This is a genomic window from Streptomyces nogalater (assembly GCF_039532885.1).
In the GTDB taxonomy this organism is placed as follows: Bacteria; Actinomycetota; Actinomycetes; order Streptomycetales; family Streptomycetaceae; genus Streptomyces; species Streptomyces nogalater.
In genome coordinates this window covers 254,880-272,979 of sequence record NZ_BAAASM010000036.1, presented here as the reverse complement: position 1 = coordinate 272,979, position 18,100 = coordinate 254,880, and the positions used below count along the sequence as shown (strand labels likewise).

The window sequence follows — 18,100 nt, the reverse complement described above, 5'->3', positions numbered from 1 at the left end:
GGCACGCCGGGCGCTCTGCCGTGAGGGCGCGTCGCGGAGCGGAGGTTGCGCCCGTGGCGCCGTCTACAGCAGGGGCTTGCTCAAGAAGCGGGTCACCGTTTCGTAGCCGAGTGACGTGTACAGGGTCTCGGCGGGGGTGTTTCCCGCGAAGACGTTGAGGCCCAGGACCGGGCGGCCGGAGCCGATCGCCTGGCGTTCGGCCAGGAGCATGAGCGTACGGCCGTGTCCGCGGCCCTGGTGGGCGGGATACGTCCGTACGTCGAACACGAACGCCTTGTCCTCCTGGAGTGCCACCCACAGGATGCCCACCGGGCCGCCGTCGTGCTCCAGCACGCTCAAGAGCATGTCGTCGGTCGCGAGGCCGTGCGGCAGCAGCCGTGCGTGGTCGTCGTGGGACTTGGCACGGGCGGCGGCCTCCGGGATGCCGAGGTCGGTCCACGTGCGCGCGAACCGCTCGTGCTGCGCCTCCAGCCAGGCGTCGAACTCCTCCCCCGTCATGGGCCGCGCACGGCTGCCCGGGGGCAGCGCGGGCGGGGTGGTGTCGAGGCGTTTCTCCATGCCGCGGTTGCGCACGGTGTAACCGAGGGTGCGGAACAGGCGCAGGGCGGCGTCCGCCGCGACGGGCACCGGGACCTCCAGCTGCGCGCAGCCCCAGCCGCGGGCCACCTCCTCCGCGGCCAGCGCCGCCACGGTGCCCCGCCCGCGCCGCCGGTCGGGCTCGGCGATCCGCAGGTCGATGATGCGGGCCACGGAGTCGCCGAGGGTCGGCGAGGTGCCGAGGTGGATCTCGCCGACGGGACGGCTGTTCACGCACACCGCGTAGCGCCGGGAACGGGTCCCGTCGGGGTTCTGCCGGAGCGGCTCGGCCGGCCGCAGGGTCGTCGTCATCACAGAGGTTCTACCCACGCCGACCGGCCGAGTCAGCCGGTTTTCGGCCCCCGCCCACGGCCCGGGCGCCGGGCGGGCCGTGGGTCGCCGTCGCCGGTCCGGTTCCCGGCTCAGGGGTCCTGGTCCTGCCCGGACCGCTCCTCGAAGACGCGCATCGCCTCGGCGGTCACCCGGCCCCCGGTGCCCGGCAGTTCGCGGTCGTCGACGCGGTGCAGGGCCTGTACGTCCCGCAGGGACGAGGTGAGGAAGACCTCGTCGGCGCGCTGGAGGACGTCCAGCGGCAGGTCGGTCTCCCGGGCGCCCGTCCACTCGACGACCAGGGCGCGGGTGATGCCGGGCAGACAGCCGGAGGTGACCGGCGGGGTGTGGATCTCGCCGTCCAGGACGACGAAGACGTTGGTCGCGCTGCCCTCGCAGAGCAGTCCGGCCGTGTTGCCGAACAGCGCCTCCGAGGCGCCGAGTTGGCGGGCGCGGTCGAGGGCGACGAGGTTCTCGGCGTACGACGTGCTCTTCACGCCGGCGAGGGCGCCGCGCTCGTTGCGGGTCCACGGGACGGTGACCGCCGCGGTGGAGTCGGGGCGGCGGGTGGTCTCGGCGACGGTGACCACCAGGGTCGGGCCGTGCTCGCCGCGGCCGGCGCCAAGCGGGCCGTGGCCGCCGGTGCAGGTGATCCGCAGCCGCCCCAGGGGCAGGGGATTGGCCTCCAGGACGGCCGTACAGGCGCGGCGGATCTCGTCGTGGTCGGGGTCGGGCAGGCCGAGGACACGGGCCGAGCGGGTCAGCCGGTCGAGGTGCCGGGTGAGCGCGAACGGCCGGCCGTGGACCGTCTTGACGGTCTCGAAGACGCCGTCGCCGACGGTCAGGCCACGGTCGAGGACGCAGACCCGGGCGGTTTCCGCCTCGCACAGTCCGCCGTCCAGCCAGATCCTCATCCGAGGGCCTCCTCGGTCTCCCCGTACGCGCCCGACGCCAGCGCGAGCAGCCGGGACGCCTTCAGCTCGGTCTCCCGCCACTCCTGCTCCGGGTCGGAACCCCAGGTGATGCCGGCGCCCGTGCCGAACCGCAGGACGCCGTCGGCGCGGTCGATCCAGAAGGTGCGTATGCCCACGGCCAGCTCGGCGGTGCCCCGGTCGGCGTCCACCCAGCCGATGCCGCCGCAGTAGGGGCCGCGCGGCGCCGTCTCCAGCGCCTCGATGATCTTCAGGGCGCTCGGCTTGGGGGCGCCGGTGACCGAGCCGGGCGGGAAGGCGGCGGCCAGCAGCTCGGGCCAGCCGGCGTCCGGGCGCAGCTCGCCGCGCACGGTGGAGACGAGATGGACGAGTCCGGGGTGCTTCTCGACCGCGCACAGGTCGGGAACGGTCACGCTGCCGGTCGCGCAGACCCGCCCGATGTCGTTGCGGACCAGGTCCACGATCATCACGTTCTCGGCGTAGTCCTTGTCCAGGAGGTCCGCCTCGGTGCGCCCGGTGCCCTTGATCGGTCCCGACTCGACGGTACGGCCGTCCCTGCGCAGGAACAGCTCGGGCGAGGCGGTGGCGATCTCGACGCCGTGCTCGGGCAGGCGGATCGTTCCCGCGTACGGGGCCGGGTTGCCGCGGGCCAGTACGGCGGTCAGGGCGTCCACGTCGGCGCCGGGGGCGACGGGCGCGCTGAGCACGCGGCAGAGGTTGGCCTGGTAGACCTCGCCGGCCGCGATGTGCTCGCGGATGCGATGGACGGCCGCCGTGTACCCGGCGCGGTCCAGGGAGGACGTCCACCGGCCCGGCTCCGGGCCCCGCCACCGGCCGGGCCGCGGCGCGGGGACCGGCTCCTCGCGTACGTCGGCGAAGCGGGCGCAGGTCAGCTTCCCCTCGAAGTCCGCGCAGACGGCCCAGAAGCCGGTGGAGTCCAGGGCGGCCGGGTCGCTGGTGACGTCGAGCAGGCCGGTGGCGACGCGGTCGCCGAAGCGGGCGAGAGGGGGGAGACCGGATGGGTGGTGGAGCACATGGCCGAGTCTAGGTCGGGTGTCCGCCGGGTGACTCCGGGATGTCCCGGAGGGGGCGCTGACCACGGGGTACGCGGGGCGCACCGCAGCACGCTGCGCAAACGCGTTTTTGTACTGGCCGGGGAATCCGCTAGAGTTCAACACGTCGCCGGGACGCGGAAGCGGACCGAAACGACAAGCGGACGTAGCTCAGTTGGTAGAGCGCAACCTTGCCAAGGTTGAGGTCGCGAGTTCGAGCCTCGTCGTCCGCTCGAAGGAAGAAGGGGTCATCCCGATCCCCTACACTCCTGGTGGAGTGGCCGAGAGGCGAGGCAACGGCCTGCAAAGCCGTCTACACGGGTTCAAATCCCGTCTCCACCTCCAAGGACGATTAGCTCAGCGGGAGAGCGCTTCCCTGACACGGAAGAGGTCACTGGTTCAATCCCAGTATCGTCCACTGGATCTTCGGATCCCGGATCTTCTCGAAGGTCCCCCGCGCGATTAGCTCAGCGGGAGAGCGCTTCCCTGACACGGAAGAGGTCACTGGTTCAATCCCAGTATCGCGCACCGCCTGTGACCCCCGGGTCACGGTCCGCGGACGATTAGCTCAGCGGGAGAGCGCTTCCCTGACACGGAAGAGGTCACTGGTTCAATCCCAGTATCGTCCACACAGCAAGAAGCCCCCGGCCGTCTCGTACGGCCGGGGGCTTCTTCGTGTGCTCAGCTGGAGAACAGCATGCGGCCGAAGCTCTTGTGGCGCTGGTGGCCGTAGTGACCGTGGTCACCGTGGTGGCCGCCGTGCGGGGCGCCCCAGGCGGGCGTGGGCGGGGCCGCCGCGGGGTAGGCCTGCGGGGCGGGCGGCGGGGGCGGGGCCGGCTGGGACCACTGGGCCTCCAGGCGGGTCAGCGCCTCCAGCTCGCCGTAGTCGAGGAAGATGCCGCGACAGCCGCTGCACTGCTCGATCTGGACGCCGTTGCGGTTGTAGGTGTGCATCGGCGCATGGCACTTCGGACACTGCATGCTCGGCTCAACTCCTCGCCGGTCGGTACTGCTTCGTGTTTCCCCAGGACAGACACCGTCCGGCCCGGGGCGGTTGCAGCCTAGCCCGGGATTTCGGGCGCCCGGCGGGGAGGGTGCGCGGGAGCGGACGGCATGCGCGCGCAGGCGTCGGCCAGGGCCTGCTCCACCTCGTCCAGCGGGCGGCCTGCGGTGAGCGCCTTGGTGAGCGCCAGGGCGGTCGTCTGCACGGTGAGCGCGCGGGCCGGGACGTCCAGGGCGGGCCAGGGGTCGCCGTCCGCGGGCACGGCCGGGCCGCCGGCCCGGCGGTAGGCGGTCAGGAAGCGGGTCCAGTCGTCGGGCGGCAGGAGTCCGCAGGCGTACCAGGCGGCGGGGCGCGCGAGGTCCCAGGCGGGGAGCCCGGCGCCGAGGTCGTCCACGTCGATGAGCCGCCACGGGCCGTCGGGCGCGGGGTGCCGGACGAGCTGGCCGAGGTGCAGATCGCCGTGGCAGAGGGCCGCCGGGCCGGGCATCGGGGCCGCGTCCCTGGCCCAGGCGGGCAGGGCGGCCCAGGCGGCCAGCACCGGGTGGGCGTAGGGGCGGGCGGGCCCGTGGGGCGTGGCGCGCAGGGCCGCGTGGAGCCGGTCGAGGGCGCGGGCGGCTTTGGCCGGGCCGCGCATCGGGGGGAGGCCGGCGGGGACGGGGGTGCGGTGCAGCCGGGCCAGGAGGGTGGCTACGGCCTCCCAGGGGGCCGCGTCGGGGTCGTCCCGGTCCACGGGGGTGCCGTACGGCCAGAGGGTGACCAGGCGGCCCTGGGGGGCGTACGAGTCGTGCGCGTACGGGTCGTACGGGTCGTCCGGGTCGCGCAGGAGGGTCGGGGCGGGGGTGAGGGGGGGTAGCAGCAGGTCCGGGAGACGGGCGGCCGTGGCGACGCGGAGGGTCAGTGCGTCGGGGTCGGTGTCCGGGGCGTGGGCCTTGGCCACGGCGTCGGCGTGCCGGACGACCGTGGCGTCGGGGCGGACGGCGAGGGGGGTGGTGGCGCACGGGCAGGAGACCGGGGTGCCGTGGGCCGCCGCCCTGACCCGGGCGGTCAGGGCGGCTATGAGGGGGTCGGTGGGGGTCTCTGTGCCTGTGGATATGTCTGCGGTCACCGCTGCCTCGGGGAAGGGTCGCTGTCCGGCCGAGGGTACTGGGGTCGGTCGCGGGGACGGCCGTCGGCCCGTGGCCGGGAAGGGCCCGTGGAGACAGCGTGCCCTCTTCGGCGCGCCGTGGCGGGAAACGGCTGATGCCGGCGCAGCTCCCCAGCTGCGCCGGCATTCTTGCCGTCCGCCGTACCCCCGTCCCCACGGGGTTTCATGGATCGATGTCCCCGCCCGGACCGCTCTTCCGGGCCTGGGGTCGCCGCTCAGCGCCCCAGCATCGCACCCACGGACGACGCTTGTGTGGCCACCGTCTCCCAGCCGTCGAAGACGAGCAGGAGCAGGGCCGCGAGGGGAAGGGCCATGAGCGTCGCCACCAACGGGTGGCGACGGCCCGTGCGGCGGGAGGCGAACGCCGGGCGTCGCGGTGCCGTGTGGGCCATGGTCCCTCTCCTGACTGTTCGGTTGTGTCGTCGACAGCGGCGGGCGTCCGAGCTCGGGGGACGAGTAGCGCACCCGCCGCTTGTCCATAAATCTAGGCGGGCCGCGCACGGGGGACGTCATGCCCTCGTACCGATTGCCGGGCCTCCGCGAGGATGAGCCCCGAGCCGCCGAGTACTCCCCTGGGTGGAGACGGGGACCCGGCTATCGGGGTCTTCCCTGAGGGGTCGTCCGCTCTGTCCGGTCATTTCGGAAGCATCCCGCTCACCGGGTGGAGTGACTTCGATCACTCGGACCGGTGCGGGGAGGGGTGTCGGAGGCGGATCGCGATCCGGGACCCGGCCCCGGCCACGCACGGCCTGCGCCCGGCGGCCGGCAGGGGCGCCGCCCGGGGTGCTCCGGCTCCGGGTGAGCCCAACCTCCCGGAACGGCAGGCGAGTTGGGGGCACCGTCGGAGCGAAGTCGCGGTAACGCCTGGCCCGCTGACCGGGTTTCACCTCCTTCGGGCGGCCCGCACAATCCGTCCCGCCGAGAGGGCGCGGCCTATGCGCGCGGGCGGCCGTGGAAACGTAAGCTGTGCCACGTCACAGGGACCGGGCAGCGGGGATGAACATGGCGATGATGCGCCTGAGGCGCGAGGACCCGCGCGTCGTCGGCTCGTTCAGGCTTCACCGACGGCTCGGCGCGGGCGGAATGGGCGTGGTGTATCTCGGCTCCGACAAGAAGGGGCAGCGGGTCGCGCTGAAGGTGATCCGGCCGGACCTGGCGGAGGACCAGGAGTTCCGGTCGCGGTTCGCGCGCGAGGTGTCCGCGGCCCGGCGGATCCGCGGCGGCTGCACGGCCCGGCTCGTCGCCGCCGATCTGGAGGCCGAGCGGCCCTGGTTCGCCACGCAGTACGTGCCCGGCCCCTCCCTGCACGACAAGGTCGCCGAGGAGGGGGCACTCGGTGCGGCGGACACGGCGGCGATCGGCGCGGCCCTGTCCGAGGGGCTGGTCGCCGTGCACGAGGCCGGTGTCGTCCACCGGGACCTGAAGCCCTCCAACATCCTGCTGTCCCCCAAGGGCCCGCGGATCATCGACTTCGGCATCGCCTGGGCCACCGGCGCCTCCACGCTCACCCATGTGGGCACCGCGGTCGGCTCCCCCGGCTTCCTCGCCCCCGAGCAGGTACGCGGCGCGGCGGTCACCCCGGCCACCGACGTCTTCTCGCTCGGCGCCACGCTGGCGTACGCCTCGACCGGTGACTCGCCCTTCGGGCACGGCAGTTCCGAGGTGATGCTGTACCGGGTGGTGCACGAGGAACCGCAGCTGGCCGGCGTACCGGACGCGCTGGCTCCGCTGGTCCGGGCCTGCCTGGCGAAGGACCCCGAGGAGCGGCCCAGCACGCTGCAGCTGTCGCTGCGGCTGAAGGAGATCGCCGCCCGGGAGGCGCAGGGGCTGAACGACGTACGCCCGCCCCACCCGCGGGCCGCCGAGGCCGACCGGCCCACCGGACGGCTCGCCGACACCTACCCCGAGCCGCAGCGCGCCCAGCGGCGGGGCTCCCCCGGCACGCCGCCGCCTCGCCCGGGCGTCCCGGTCCGGGGCGGTACGCCGTCCAGGGGAGGCGCCTCGGCACGCGGTGACGTTTCGTCCCGTGGGGGTGTGTCCGGGCGCGGCGCCGGCGGTGGGCGCGGCGGGGCCGCGTCCGCCCGGCCGGGTACGGTACGCCCCACCCCGGCGCCCCGCGGCGGCGGCCCGCGCTCCGGCGGCGGCAGCCGTCCGGCTCCGCGTGGCGGTTCCGCGCGGCGCCCGACGGGGACCGGCCTGCGGCCCGCCAATCCGCGGCTGCTGCGGCAGCGGCTGTTCGTGTTCGTGGTGGTGACGCTGCTGGTGGCGCTCGGCATCGCGGTGGCCCAGGGCTGCCAGGGTCCGGCACGCGGGCTGGGCGGCGACGGCGGGGTCCAGCGGGCACGGCACGCGCAGCCGGGCGCCCCGGCACATCAGGACCCGATGGCGCGGCCCGGCAATCCGCCGACGGGTGACGGCGGGTTCACGGCGGACCGGTCGGCGTAGACCCCGGACCACGGCACCTGGAGCCTGCGGCCGGCCTCCGGGACCTCAGAGGCCGGGCGAAGCCCGGGAGCCGGACGCACGCCGGAAGCGGCTCCGCGCGTCCGGCGCCCAGGGCGACGGCCGGGCGCCGAGGACAGTGGGCGGGCTCCCAGGACAATGGGCGGGCCCCCAGGGCGGCGGACCGGCGCCGGGAGCGAAGGCCCGGTCCCCAGGACGACAGCCCGGTATCGAAGGCCGTGGGCCGGGGCCCCGGGTCGGAGGCGGTGCCGGGGTTGGGGTCAGGGGTGGGGGCGGCCCGTCGCTACCGCGTAGAACGCCACCGCTGCCGCCGCGCCCACGTTGAGGGAGTCGACGCCGTGGGACATCGGGATGCGGACCCATTCGTCGGCGGCGACCAGGGCTTGCGTGGACAGGCCGTCGCCCTCCGCGCCGAGCATGAGCGCCACCCGGTCCATGCGGTGCGGCGCGGCCTCGTCCAGGCTGCTCGCCTTCTCGTCCGGGGTGAGCGCGAGCACCGTGAAACCGGCCTCCCGGACCGACTCCAGCCCCTTCGGCCAGGTCTCCAGACGGGCGTACGGCACGGAGAACACCGCGCCCATGGAAACCTTGACGCTCCGCCGGTACAGCGGGTCGGCGCAGTCCGGCGACAGCAGTACCGCGTCCATGCCGAGGGCCGCCGCCGAGCGGAAGATCGCGCCGATGTTGGTGTGGTCGTTCACCGACTCCATGATCACCACACGGCGAGCGGTGCGGAGCAGTTCGCCGGCCGTCGGCAGCGGCTTGCGCTGCATGGACGCGAGGGCGCCCCGGTGCACGTGGTAGCCGGTGACCCGTTCGGCGAGTTCCGGGCTCACGGCGTACACCGGGGCCGGGATTTCGTCGATGACGTCGCGCATGGTGTCGATCCACTTGGCCGAGAGCAGCATGGACCGCATCTCGTAGCCCGCTTCCCTGGCCCTGCGGATGACCTTCTCGCCCTCGGCGATGAACAGGCCCTCCGCGGGCTCCCGCCGGCGGCGCAGCTCCACGTCGGTCAGGCCGGTGTAGTCGGTCAGGCGGGGGTCGTCGGGATCCTCGACGGTGATGAGCTCGGCCACAGGGTGATACTGCCTTGTCCTGGATGTGCTGCCAACGGCTGGGGAAGGGACGCGAGGTTACGTTGTGTTACCCGGAGTCAGTTGTGTTACCCGGGGCCACCCGGGTGGGTCCCGGCGGGTGTGATCAGGCCGCGGGCTCCGGGCCGACCCCCACGACCTCGCCGACGACGATGACCGCCGGAGGCTTCACGCCCTCCGACCGTACCGTCTCGGCCACCGTGGCCAAGGTGGCGTCCACCCGGCGCTGGGCGGCCGTGGTGCCCTCCTGGACCAGGGCCACCGGCGTCGTCGGCGGCTTACCGTGGGCGACGAGCGTCTCGGCGATCTTCCCGATCTTGTCGACGCCCATCAGGATCACCAGGGTGCCGGTGAGCTTGGCCAGCGAGGGCCAGTCGACCAGGGAGCGCTCGTCGTCGGGCGCCACATGGCCGCTGACCACGGTGAACTCATGGGCGACCCCCCGGTGCGTGACCGGGATGCCGGCCGCGCCCGGGACCGAGATGGAGCTGGAGATACCGGGAACCACCGTGCACGGGATGCCGGCCTCGGCGAGCGCCTGGACCTCCTCCATGCCCCGGCCGAAGACGAACGGGTCGCCGCCCTTGAGCCGGACCACCGCCTTGCCCTGTTTGGCGTGCTCGATCAGCGCGTTGTTGATGGCCTCCTGGGCCATGTAGCGGCCGTAGGGGATCTTGGCCGCGTCGATCACCTCGACGTGCGGCGGCAGCTCGGCGAGCAGATCGCGCGGGCCCAGCCGGTCGGCGATGACGACGTCCGCCTCGGCGAGCAGGCGCCGGCCGCGGACGGTGATCAGGTCGGGGTCGCCGGGGCCGCCGCCGACCAGGGCCACGCCGGCGGTGCGGGTGCGGTGGTGCGGGGCGACGAGGGTGCCGTCGCGCAGGCCCTCCACGACCGCGTCCCGGATGGCGGCGGTGTGGCGGGGGTCGCGGCCGCGCGCGTGGGTGGTCAGTACGGCGACGGTGACGCCCTCGCTGTGGCCGGTCGCCGGGGTCCAGGCCGTGGCCTGGTCGGCGTCGTCGGAGCGGACGCACCAGACGCGGTGCCGCTCCGCCTCGGCGGAGGCGCGGTTGTTGGCGTCCGGGTCGCTGGTGGCGATGAGGGCGTACCAGGCCGCGGCGAGGTCGCCTTCGGCGTACGCCCGCCGCTCCCAGATGATCTCCCCCGCCTCGGCCATGGCCTCGACCGAGGGAGTGGCCTGCGGGGATACGACGGTGATGTCCGCGCCGGCCGCGATCAGGGCGGGCAGGCGGCGCTGGGCCACGGTGCCGCCACCGAGGACGACCACGCGGCGGCCGGAGAGGCGGAGGCCTACGGGGTAGGCGGGGTGTTCGGCCATGAGGGCGTCCTCCGGTGGCTGTGCGGTGGCGCTGACGTGCGGATTTTACGGTGGCGGCGGTGCGGGTGGGGGCAGGTGTCCGGTGGCTGGGCAACGAAGCTGGGCACCGGTGCCGGGCACCGGTCCGTGGACACCGGTCCGTGGAGGCCGGTCCGTGGACGCCGGAAGACGCCCGGCACCGCGCGCCGGGCGCCCGTCCCCTACTTCTGCTTCCGGACTTCTGCGTCCGGACTTCTGCTTCCGGACTTCTACTTCCGGTGCTTCTACTTCTCGTGCCTCTACTTCTCGGTGACGCCCGCCGCGTCGAACGTGGCCACCTCGTGCATGGCCCTCGCCGTGCTCTGGACCAGCGGGAGTGCCAGCAGGGCGCCCGTACCCTCGCCGAGGCGGAGGTCGAGGTCGACCAGGGGGCGCAGGCCCAGCTTGTTCAGCGCGGCGACGTGGCCCGGCTCGGCGCTGCGGTGACCGGCGATGCAGGCCGCGAGCACCTCGGGGGCGATCGCGCGGGCGACGAGGGCCGCCGCACCGGCGCTGACGCCGTCCAGGATCACCGGCGTACGCAGGGACGCGCCGCCGAGCAGCAGGCCGACCATGGCCGCGTGCTCGAAGCCGCCGACGGCCGCGAGAACGCCGATCGGGTCGGCCGGGTCCGGCTGGTGGAGTTCCAGCGCGCGGCGGACCACCTCGGTCTTGCGGACCAGCGTCTCGTCGTTGATGCCCGTGCCGCGCCCGGTCACCTCGGCCGGGTCGGCGCCGGTGAAGACGGAGATCAGCGCGGCGGACGCGGTGGTGTTGGCGATGCCCATCTCACCGGTGAGCAGCGCCTTGTTGCCGGCCGCCACCAGATCGCGGGCGGTCTCGATGCCCACCTCGATGGCCGCCTTGGCCTCCTCGCGGGTCATCGCGGGGCCGGTGGTCATGTCGGACGTACCACCGCGGATCTTGCGCGGCAGCAGGCCCGGTGTGGCGGGCAGGTCGGCGGCGACGCCGACGTCCACGACGCACACCTCGGCGCCGACCTGGGCGGCGAAGGCGTTGCAGACGGCTCCCCCGCCGAGGAAGTTGGCCACCATCTGGGCGGTCACCTCCTGCGGCCAGGGGGTGACGCCCTGGGCGTGCACGCCGTGGTCGCCGGCGAAGACCGCGACGGCGGCGGGTTCCGGGATCGGCGGCGGACACTGCCGGGACAGCCCGCACAGCTGTGCGGAGATGATCTCCAGCATGCCGAGCGCGCCGGCCGGCTTGGTCATGCGCTTCTGGCGCTCCCATGCCTCGCCGAGCGCCTTGGCGTCGAGCGGGCGGATCTGTGCGACGGTCTCGGCGAGCAGGTCGTGGGGTTCCTCTCCGGGCAGGGCGCGGCGGCCGTATGTCTCCTCGTGCACCACCCAGGACAGGGGGCGTCGCTTGGACCAGCCGGCCTGCATCAGCTCGGGCTCGTCCGGGAACTCGTCGACGTACCCGACACACAGGTAGGCGACGACCTCCAGATGCTCGGGCAGGCCGAGCGCGCGGACCATCTCCCGCTCGTCGAAGAAGCTGACCCAGCCGACGCCGAGGCCTTCGGCGCGGGCGGCGAGCCAGAGGTTCTCCACCGCGAGCGCCGAGGAGTAGGGCGCCATCTGCGGCTGGGTGTGACGGCCGAGGGTGTGCCGGCCGCCGCGGGTGGGGTCGGCGGTGACGACGATGTTGACCGGGGTGTCGAGGATGGCCTCGATCTTCAGTTCCTTGAACTGCTTGGCCCGGCCCTTCGGCAGCGACTTGGCGTACGCCTCGCGCTGTCGCATCGCCAGTTCGTGCATCGTCTGCCGGGTCTCGGCGGATCTGATGACGACGAAGTCCCAGGGCTGCGAGTGGCCCACGGACGGCGCGGTGTGCGCGGCCTCCAGGACCCGGAGCAGCACCTCGTGCGGGATGGGGTCGCTGCGGAAACCGTTGCGGATGTCGCGGCGCTCGCGCATCACCTTCAGGACGGCCTCGCGCTCGGCGTCGGCGTAGGGCGGCGCGGCCGGGCCGGTGGACTGTCGTGCTTCCGCCACCGCGGCCGTGCCTTCTTCCTGGTCGGCGGCCCTGGTGTCCAGGCCCTCCGTGTCCCCCGTGTCTTCCGTGTCCCCCGTGTGCTGTACGGCATCCGGGGTGGGCTGCGCGTCCGCCCCGGCCGGTACCTGGGCCGGCTCGCCCTCGCGGGGCGCGGGCACCGTGGCCACCGGTTCCGGCTGCTCCGGCGGGGCCTGCGGCTCGGCCGCGGACCGCACCGCGGGCTGCGGCGCGGTGGGCGCCAGGTGCGGGGCGGTGGGCACCTGCCCCTGCACCGGCACGAACTGCCCGAGCGGCTGCTCGGGGTCCGGTACGACGGTGTCCGGCGCCGGCGCGGATGCCTGCGGCCGGGGGTCGGGCTGCGGCTGCGACCGGGGACCGGCGGTCGGTGCGGGTTCGTCGGCCGGTGCCGTCTGCGGCTGCTGCTCCGGTGCGGCGGGAGCGGCCGGGGCCCCGGCCTCCGCTGCGGCGCCCTGCGGGGCGTTCTCGGCGAGCTGGGGCCCCTGCGCCGGGAGGACGGCCGGCTCGGTCGCCTCGGCCGGTGCGTGGGACCCCGGTGCCTCCGAGGCCTGGGCCACGGCGGGCTGGGCAGCCGGTACGGCGTCCGGTGCGCCCGGGCCCGGCTGAGCCGGAGCGGCGATGGGCGCGGGCTCGGCGGGGGCCTGCGGGGCTGCGGGCTCGGCCACCTGGGCGGCGGGGTCGGTGCCCGGAGCGGCGGGGGCACTGCCCGGGGCGGCGGGCTGGGCCGCCGGAGCGGCGCCGTCGGCCGGGGCTTCGGAAGCGGCCGGGACCTCGGTGGAAGCGGGGGCGGAGGCCTCCGCCATCTCCTGGGCGGTGGCCTGGGCCGCGTCCTGGACGGCGGCGGGGGCGGCGACCGGGGCCGCCTCCTGGACGGCGGCCGGGACCTCGGCGGAGGCCGGGGCGGGGGCCTCCGGCATCTCCGGGGCGGTGGCCTGGACTTCGGCGGGGGCCTGGTCGGGGGCCTGGGCCGCGCCCTGAGCGACGTCTTGTACGGCGGCCGGGGCGGCGGGCGCCACTGGCTCCGGGGCGTCGGCGGCAGGCTGGGCCTGGGCGGGGTCGGCGACCTGCGGGGCCGTGTCCGGCTGCACTCCCTGAGTGGTCCGGGGGTCCTCGGCGGGCTGCGCGGCCTCGGTGGGCTGCGCGGCCTCGACCGGCTCCGCGTCCGTGCCCGGCTGGACCGGATCGGTCAGGGCAGGGTCGGCTACGGGAGGTTCGGTTGCGTGAGGTTCCGTTACGTGAGCTTCGGTCACGGCGGCCTCGGCAACGACGGGTTCGGGTCCGCCGGGTTCGGTCGCGGCCGCTTCGGCGGTCTCGACCTCGGCCTCGGCCTCGGCCTCAGGGGTCACCGCAGCGGTCTCAGCGGCAGCGGCAACCTCGGCATGCGTCGCAGCGGCCTCGGCAGCCTGCGCGAGCTGCGCGGCCTGTTCCGGTGTCACCTGGACCGCAACGTCCGGCTCCGCCGTGTCGACGTCGACTGCGTCCGCGCCGCCCTCGTCCCCGGCCTCGGCGGTCGGCGCCTCCGCCGGTGCGGTGTACGCACCGTCGTGACCGTGCGCGACGGGGAACCGGCCGGTGTCACCGGACGTGTTCTGGGCCGCCGTCTGGCTCGCGAGGCGGGCCATCGTGGCCTGGGCCGCGTCGGCCGGCTCGGTGGAGGCAGGAGCGGCGGGGGTTGGAGCGGCGGGGGTGACGGGCTCGGCTGGGCCAACCGTTTCCGCAGCCGGTGCCTGCGCGCCGACCGGAGCCTGGGCGGGGTCCTCGACCGGAGCCTGAACCGGTGCCGGGGCCGGTGCCGGGGCCGGAACTTCGGCCTCCACCTCGGCCTCGACCGGAGCCTGGTCCTGCGCGGAAGCCTGAGCCTGGACTTCGGCCGGAGCCGGAGCCTGGCCCTGAAGCACGCCCTGCCCCTCGGCCGGAACCTGAGCCTCAACCTCGGGCTGGACCTGAACCTGGGCCTGGGCCTGAACCTGGACCTGCGTCTCGCCCTGCCCCTCGCCCGGAACCTGAGCCTCACCCTCCGGCTGGGCCGGGACCTGGGCCTGGGCCTGGCCCTCAGCCTGTACGTCCGTCGGAACCCGAGCCTCGCCCTGGGCCTCTCCGTCGGCCTGCCCCTGCTCCTCGCCCGGAACCTGTACGTCGTCCTGAACCAGAGCCTCCTCCTGAGCCCGGGCCTGGGTCTCGGTGTGGGCCGGAGGCTGGGGCTCGCCTGCCGTGCCCCACGGGGCCGCGTTCTGCGGGGCCGTGTGGGGATGGGCGTCGAGGTACTCGGGGCCGGGGGCCGGCGGGCCGGGCTGGCGGGCCGGCGCTCCGGCGGGGCCGCGGTCGGCGAGGGAGCGGACCGGGCTCGCGGAGGCGTCGGGGATCGGCGGGCCGAGGTGCAGCGGACGGCGCGGCGGCTGCGGCGCGGACGCCGGGTCGTGCGGCGCCGAGAGGATGGGCGACGGCGGCACCGACGCGGGACCCGGGTGGGGCAGGCGGACACCGCCGAGGTCGACCGAGCCGGTGTCACGGCCGGCCGTCTCGTGCGGGCCCGGCTCGTGGACGGCCTCCACCACCGGTTCCGGGGCAGGTGGCGGCACCTCGTTGCCCCACGCGCCCTGGGCACCCGGCAGCAGCAGGTCTTCGTCCTCGGCGGGCGCCTCGGAGAGGTAGGTGTACGCGCCGTGCGCGGGGACGCCCGGCTGCTCCACCATGCCTGCGCTCTCCGGCTGCCCCTCGCCCGGGACCTGGCCGGTGTCGGTCATGCGTACCCCTCGCCCATCGGTTAGTGCTCCCTACGACCAGCTCACCCGGAACGGCGCACCGACCGCCCCGCAGTGAAGAACGAGCGTCCGTGCCCAGCGGCACGAACGACCCGCCGGAAAAGGCGACAAAGCCATTCAGTGGCATTGTCCCGGCCGTTCCGCCGTCGCGACAGCATGATCCGCGACAGCCCGCTGTGGACTGCGCCACGTTGCGCGTCCTCCGGTTCCGCAGTACCACACCCGCCCAAGACGGGCGTGCGATCCGGACATTGGCGAACGAAGTTCGGGCCACCGGTGCGGTACAACGATCGGCCAGCCTACCGCGCGCGGTACGACAACAGGATCACGGGGCGCGATCGGGCAGGACCCCGCTGAGCAGGAACGCGACGTTCCGCTCGGTCTCGGTCCAGGCCCTGGTGTCGAGTTCGACGGACTGGACCAGGGCGCACTGGACCCGGTAGCCGTGCTCGGTCAGGTCGCGGCCGACGCGTTCGGCGGCGTCCCGGGTGGCGGCGTGGGTGACGATGCGCCGCGGGCGCCGGTCGGCGACCGCGGAGACGACGGCCGGGCCCCCGCCGCCGACCCGTACGACGTCCGGTTCGGGCAGGTTCTCCAGGACGTGCGGGGCACTGCCGTAGACCACCTGGAGCTGGACCCCGAAGCGGCGGGCGGCCCCCTCGGTGCGGGTGCAGGCGGCCGGGTCGTGGTCGACGGCGATGACGGCCGCGCCGGCCCGGGCGGCCTCGGTGGCGAACGCGCCGGCGCCGCAGCCGATGTCCCAGACGAGGTCGCCGACCCGGGGCCCGAGGCGGGCGAGTTGGGCGGCGCGCAGCAGTTCCTTCTCCCCCTCGCCGAGCCCGGCGGCCGAACCGCCGCCCGGACCGTTGCCCGTACCGCCACCCGGACCGCCGCCCGGCACGGAAGCCGGCCCGTCGGTGTAGCTGGCGTCGGGCTGTACCCAGCCCCGCGGGCCCGTGGCCGGGTCGCGGCCGGCGATCCACCCGCCGCCCTCCGCCGCGCCGGCCGGTCCGCCGATGACGATGACCACGTTGGGGTCGCGCCAGGTGTGGTCGGCGGCCTTGTCGGAGGTGACGACGCTGACCTGTTCGCGGTCGGTGCCCAGTTCCTCGCAGATGACGAAGGTGCGGTGCACGCCCTCCAGCAGGAGCCCGAGTTCGGCGGGGCCGGCGCCCGGCGCGGTGAGGACGGCGACCTTGGCGTGGGCGCGGCAGACGTTCACGGCGCGGCGCAGGGTGCGCGGGTGGGCGACGACCACCTGGGCGTCGTCCCAGGGCATGCCGGCCCGGGCGAAGGCGGTGGCGACGGAGGAGACGGCGGGGACGACCTCGACCTCCAGGCCGAACTCGGGCGCGCGCAGGGTGCGTACGACGCCGAAGAAGCCGGGGTCGCCGTCGGCGAGGACGACGGCGGTGCCGCGGTGGGCGGCGATGCGGCGGGCGGCCAGCGGGAGGCTGCCGAGGCGGACGCGTTCGGCGGTGGGCGGCACCTCGGGCAGCGCCAGGTGGTGGGCGGCTCCGGCCACGAGGGTGGCGGCGCCGAGGGCGCCCCGTGCCGCGGCGGTCAGTGGCGTGCCGTCCCAGCCGATCACCGTGACCCGGTCGGCCATCGTCGTCAGTCTCCAGTGGTTCTGCGCGGGTCTTCGGGGAGGGAGCCCGGTACGCGGGCTCCGTGAGCGTACCTGGTGAAGCTCGGAGGTCTCAGTTCCAGTCCGAGTACGAGGTGAAACCACTGGCGTCGGCCGGCTGCTCGCCGACGCCGGCGAGGTCCTCGGGCAGCAGGCTCCAGACGATGATGTCGGTGCGTACCCGGGCCCAGGAGCCGTCCTCGGCCCTGGCGCGGGCTATCCAGGCGTTGCGCAGCACGCCCTCGCTGATGCAGCCGATCTTCTGGGCGACCTGCTGGGAGGCGGTGTTGTCGGCGGCGGTGCGCAGTTCGATCCGCTCGAAGTCCTGGTCGTGGAAGAGCCACTGGGCGGTGGCGAGGGCCGCTTCGGAGGCGTAGCCCTCGCCCCGGGCCCAGGGCGCGATGACGTAGGCCAGTTCGCTGGAGCGGACGCGCCAGTCGGTGTTCCTCAGGTGCACGATGCCGACGAGCCGCTGGGTGAGGAACTCGGTGACGGCGAGGACGATGCCCCGGCCCTCGGTGCGTTCCCCGGGGGCGAGCCGGGTGATCCACCGGCGGGCGTCGGCCTCGGTGTAGGGGTGGGGGACGGTGGTCCAGGCGACGACCTGTTCGTCGTTCATCATCTCGGCCAGGGCGGGCACGTCGTCCTCGTCGAGGGGACGCAGCACCAACCGCTCCGTGCTGATGGAGATGTTGGGGAAGGTGCTCGTCATGCGCCGCTCCGTAACCTTCGGAAGTTCCTCGGAAGACCGTCAGGGCCGTCAGGTCCGCTGAACTGCCCAGCATGCAGCATGAAACCACCGGAGCGCACGACGGGGTCCGCTCCCCCCGAGGGAGCGGACCCCGTGCGTCGCCGTACGCGGTGTGCGTGCGGTCAGCCGCCGGTCGCGGGCAGGACGGACCCGTGGTACTTGTCCTTGATGAAGGCGCGGACCTCGGGTGAGACGAGCAGTCCGGCGAGCTTCTTCACCCGTGGGTCGTCCTCGTGGCCGCGTTTGACGGCGAGGAGGTTGGCGTAGGGGTTGTTCTTCGCCGACTCCAGCAGGATGGCGTCCTCGGCGGGGCTCAGACCCGCGTCCTGGGCGTAGTTGTTGTTGACGACCGCGGCGTCCACGTCGTCGAGCGAGCGGGGCAGCTGGGCGGCCTCCAGCTCCTTGAACTTCAGGTGCCGGGGGTTGTCGGTGACGTCCCGGGGGGAGGCGTCGGTGCCGGCGCCCGCCTTGAGCTTGATGACACCGCCGGCGGCGAGCAGCTTCAGGGCGCGGCCCTCGTTGGTGATGTCGTTGGGTACGGCGACGGTGGCGCCGTCGGCGAGTTGGGTGACGTCCTTGACCCGGTGCGAGTAGACGCCCATGGGCGGCAGGTAGGGCTTGACGACCGAGACCAGGTCGGTGCCCTTGGACTTGTTGAAGTCGTCCAGGTAGGGCTGGTTCTGGTACAGGTTGGCGTCCAGCTCGCCCTCCTGGAGGGCGGTGTTGGGCAGGACGTAGTCGGTGAACTCCTTGATCTCCAGCTTCAGGCCGGCCTTGGCGGCGAGGTGGTCCTTGATGTAGGTGAGCACCTCACCGGCCGGGACGGCGGTGGCGCCGACGACGAGGGTGCCGTCCTTGCCACCGCCCTTGCCGGAGTCCGTGCCGGAGCCGCAGGCGGTGAGGCCGAGGCCGAGGGCCAGGGCGGCCACGGCGGCGACGGACGTGCGCATGGCTTCAGTCCCCTCGGCG

Annotated in this window: 13 protein-coding genes and 5 tRNA genes; 6 read left to right on the top strand and 12 right to left on the bottom strand. The window is 74.5% G+C overall.

The genetic code is table 11. The annotated features are described in order from the left end of the window. Positions 1-63: 63 nt before the first annotated feature. From ABD350_RS24650 to ABD350_RS24640, 3 genes are all read right to left on the bottom strand, one after another. Positions 64-888, bottom strand: coding sequence for a GNAT family N-acetyltransferase (locus ABD350_RS24650; protein WP_344350498.1), 825 nt, complete (start codon positions 886-888; stop codon positions 64-66). Between the two features lie 110 nt (positions 889-998). Continuing rightward, positions 999-1,820 (bottom strand): aminotransferase class IV, encoded by an 822-nt coding sequence (locus ABD350_RS24645; protein WP_344350497.1) that lies wholly within the window; start codon positions 1,818-1,820, stop codon positions 999-1,001. Continuing rightward, positions 1,817-2,872 carry a chorismate-binding protein gene (locus ABD350_RS24640; RefSeq protein WP_344350496.1) on the bottom strand — a complete coding sequence of 352 codons (1,056 nt, stop codon included), beginning with the start codon at positions 2,870-2,872 and terminating at the stop codon, positions 1,817-1,819. Before ABD350_RS24640 ends, ABD350_RS24645 begins: the two co-directional genes overlap by 4 nt. A gap of 178 nt (positions 2,873-3,050) precedes the next feature. Between ABD350_RS24640 and ABD350_RS24635 the strand changes: the two genes are divergently transcribed. The 5 genes from ABD350_RS24635 to ABD350_RS24615 all read left to right on the top strand — a co-directional run bounded on the left by ABD350_RS24635 (position 3,051) and on the right by ABD350_RS24615 (position 3,519). Next, a tRNA-Gly gene (locus ABD350_RS24635) sits at positions 3,051-3,123 on the top strand. A 38-nt stretch (positions 3,124-3,161) separates the two neighbouring features. Then, a tRNA-Cys gene (locus tag ABD350_RS24630) sits at positions 3,162-3,235 on the top strand. 1 nt (position 3,236) lies between these two features. After that, positions 3,237-3,308: transfer RNA gene (locus tag ABD350_RS24625), tRNA-Val, on the top strand. Between the two features lie 38 nt (positions 3,309-3,346). After that, positions 3,347-3,418, top strand: a tRNA-Val gene (locus ABD350_RS24620). 29 nt (positions 3,419-3,447) lie between these two features. Then, positions 3,448-3,519 (top strand) — tRNA-Val (locus tag ABD350_RS24615). 52 nt (positions 3,520-3,571) lie between these two features. On the opposite strand, the gene ABD350_RS24610 is transcribed toward ABD350_RS24615, so the two are convergent. The 3 genes from ABD350_RS24610 to ABD350_RS24600 form a co-directional block, all read right to left on the bottom strand. Continuing rightward, positions 3,572-3,871 (bottom strand): TFIIB-type zinc ribbon-containing protein, encoded by a 300-nt coding sequence (locus ABD350_RS24610; RefSeq protein WP_344350495.1) that lies wholly within the window; start codon positions 3,869-3,871, stop codon positions 3,572-3,574. Positions 3,872-3,951: 80 nt separating this feature from the next. Further along, positions 3,952-4,998, bottom strand: coding sequence for a phosphotransferase family protein (locus ABD350_RS24605; RefSeq protein ID WP_344350494.1), 1,047 nt, complete (start codon positions 4,996-4,998; stop codon positions 3,952-3,954). A gap of 254 nt (positions 4,999-5,252) precedes the next feature. Then, positions 5,253-5,429, bottom strand: a complete 177-nt coding sequence (locus ABD350_RS24600; protein WP_030613749.1) for a hypothetical protein — start codon at positions 5,427-5,429, stop codon at positions 5,253-5,255. A gap of 604 nt (positions 5,430-6,033) precedes the next feature. Between ABD350_RS24600 and ABD350_RS24595 the strand changes: the two genes are divergently transcribed. Beyond that, positions 6,034-7,482 (top strand): serine/threonine-protein kinase, encoded by a 1,449-nt coding sequence (locus tag ABD350_RS24595; RefSeq protein ID WP_344350493.1) that lies wholly within the window; start codon positions 6,034-6,036, stop codon positions 7,480-7,482. 278 nt (positions 7,483-7,760) lie between these two features. Here ABD350_RS24595 and ABD350_RS24590 read toward each other — a convergent pair whose 3' ends face one another. From ABD350_RS24590 to ABD350_RS24565, 6 genes are all read right to left on the bottom strand, one after another. Beyond that, positions 7,761-8,579 carry a TrmH family RNA methyltransferase gene (locus ABD350_RS24590; RefSeq protein ID WP_344350492.1) on the bottom strand — a complete coding sequence of 273 codons (819 nt, stop codon included), beginning with the start codon at positions 8,577-8,579 and terminating at the stop codon, positions 7,761-7,763. A 124-nt stretch (positions 8,580-8,703) separates the two neighbouring features. Further along, positions 8,704-9,936 carry a uroporphyrinogen-III C-methyltransferase gene (gene cobA, locus ABD350_RS24585; RefSeq protein ID WP_344350490.1) on the bottom strand — a complete coding sequence of 411 codons (1,233 nt, stop codon included), beginning with the start codon at positions 9,934-9,936 and terminating at the stop codon, positions 8,704-8,706. Between the two features lie 278 nt (positions 9,937-10,214). Further along, complete coding sequence (gene cobT, locus ABD350_RS24580; RefSeq protein ID WP_344350488.1) at positions 10,215-14,735, bottom strand: nicotinate-nucleotide--dimethylbenzimidazole phosphoribosyltransferase; 4,521 nt, start codon at positions 14,733-14,735, stop codon at positions 10,215-10,217. A 343-nt stretch (positions 14,736-15,078) separates the two neighbouring features. Continuing rightward, entirely contained in the window at positions 15,079-16,362 is a 1,284-nt protein-coding gene (cbiE, locus tag ABD350_RS24575) for a precorrin-6y C5,15-methyltransferase (decarboxylating) subunit CbiE (protein ID WP_344350487.1), read from the bottom strand. 91 nt (positions 16,363-16,453) lie between these two features. Beyond that, positions 16,454-17,092: a GNAT family N-acetyltransferase gene (locus ABD350_RS24570; protein WP_344350486.1), complete on the bottom strand. Its 639-nt coding sequence runs from the start codon at positions 17,090-17,092 to the stop codon at positions 16,454-16,456. 161 nt (positions 17,093-17,253) lie between these two features. Next, positions 17,254-18,081, bottom strand: coding sequence for a MetQ/NlpA family ABC transporter substrate-binding protein (locus ABD350_RS24565; RefSeq protein WP_344350484.1), 828 nt, complete (start codon positions 18,079-18,081; stop codon positions 17,254-17,256). Between the last annotated feature and the right edge of the window lie 19 nt (positions 18,082-18,100).

What these genes read in the sequence shown, in the direction of transcription:
- ABD350_RS24645 (WP_344350497.1), bottom strand. Translation starts at nt 1,820, where the DNA reads ATGAGGATCTGGCTGGACGGCGGACTGTGCGAGGCGGAAACCGCCCGG.
- ABD350_RS24595 (WP_344350493.1), top strand. Translation starts at nt 6,034, where the DNA reads ATGAACATGGCGATGATGCGCCTGAGGCGCGAGGACCCGCGCGTCGTC.
- ABD350_RS24600 (WP_030613749.1), bottom strand. Translation starts at nt 5,429, where the DNA reads ATGGCCCACACGGCACCGCGACGCCCGGCGTTCGCCTCCCGCCGCACG.
- cbiE (WP_344350487.1), bottom strand. Translation starts at nt 16,362, where the DNA reads ATGGCCGACCGGGTCACGGTGATCGGCTGGGACGGCACGCCACTGACC.
- cobT (WP_344350488.1), bottom strand. Translation starts at nt 14,735, where the DNA reads ATGACCGACACCGGCCAGGTCCCGGGCGAGGGGCAGCCGGAGAGCGCA.
- ABD350_RS24565 (WP_344350484.1), bottom strand. Translation starts at nt 18,081, where the DNA reads ATGCGCACGTCCGTCGCCGCCGTGGCCGCCCTGGCCCTCGGCCTCGGC.
- ABD350_RS24610 (WP_344350495.1), bottom strand. Translation starts at nt 3,871, where the DNA reads ATGCAGTGTCCGAAGTGCCATGCGCCGATGCACACCTACAACCGCAAC.
- cobA (WP_344350490.1), bottom strand. Translation starts at nt 9,936, where the DNA reads ATGGCCGAACACCCCGCCTACCCCGTAGGCCTCCGCCTCTCCGGCCGC.
- ABD350_RS24650 (WP_344350498.1), bottom strand. Translation starts at nt 888, where the DNA reads ATGACGACGACCCTGCGGCCGGCCGAGCCGCTCCGGCAGAACCCCGAC.
- ABD350_RS24570 (WP_344350486.1), bottom strand. Translation starts at nt 17,092, where the DNA reads ATGACGAGCACCTTCCCCAACATCTCCATCAGCACGGAGCGGTTGGTG.